The sequence below is a fragment of the Pseudoalteromonas sp. MER144-MNA-CIBAN-0113 genome (assembly GCF_040308965.1).
Lineage (GTDB): Bacteria > Pseudomonadota > Gammaproteobacteria > Enterobacterales > Alteromonadaceae > Pseudoalteromonas > Pseudoalteromonas tetraodonis.
In genome coordinates this window covers 1-248 of the sequence record NZ_JBEOOG010000514.1, presented here as the reverse complement: position 1 = coordinate 248, position 248 = coordinate 1, and the positions used below count along the sequence as shown (strand labels likewise).

General features: G+C 40.7%; 1 protein-coding gene. It reads right to left on the bottom strand.

From position 1 onward, the window contains the following. A partial coding sequence (locus AAEY57_RS20745; RefSeq protein WP_350608752.1) for a pyruvate kinase occupies positions 1-248 on the bottom strand: 248 nt, incomplete at both ends.

Here is a 248-nt window from a genome sequence, read left to right as displayed (position 1 = left end):
AATCAATACCTACAGAGTTAACATCGCCTTCGCCTTTTTCCATTTTTGCATCAAGAGTGAACTTTGCACCCACAGAAAGCGTTACTTTACCTTCTTTAAAAGTAGAAACGCGGATTTTAGGGCCTTGAAGGTCAGCAAGAATAGCAATATGCTTGCCTAATTTTTTTGCAATATCGCGTACAGCTTGCGCACGGTCTTTATGATCTTGGGCAACACCATGTGAGAAGTTTAAACGTACTACATTAGCC